Annotated in this window: 1 rRNA gene; it reads left to right on the plus strand. The window is 43.8% G+C overall.

Annotated features, from left to right (window positions below):
- Positions 1 to 114, plus strand: a 5S ribosomal RNA gene (gene rrf, locus H5181_RS20390); the annotation flags it as partial.
- Positions 115 to 372: the final 258 nt, after the last annotated feature.

Consider the following 372-nt stretch of genomic DNA (forward strand, 5'->3'; position numbering starts at 1 on the left):
TGGAAACCATAGAGCTGTGGCACCACCTGATCCCATTCCGAACTCAGAAGTGAAACACAGTATCGCCGATGGTAGTGTGGGGTCTCCCCATGCGAGAGTAGGTCATTTCCAGGCGCCTAATTGACCTGCAAGAGTCGTGAAACAGCCCGCTATTATGTAGCGGGCTTTTTTACGTCTGTAATTTGAGGGGCTGATTGTTGATTGCATCACATTGTTGTATAGATGGCATCAAAAAGGCTACCGCTCTCTTATACCATTTACATTAAATATGTGATCTAATTGCTCGTCATTTCCTTACTTCAGTATCGATGAATAATCTCAATCTTGCAGCATTAGTTAAATCTGAGAAACGCGCACGTAAACGTATGCGTT

The organism is Shewanella sp. SG44-2 (assembly GCF_014164215.1).
GTDB lineage: Bacteria > Pseudomonadota > Gammaproteobacteria > Enterobacterales > Shewanellaceae > Shewanella > Shewanella frigidimarina.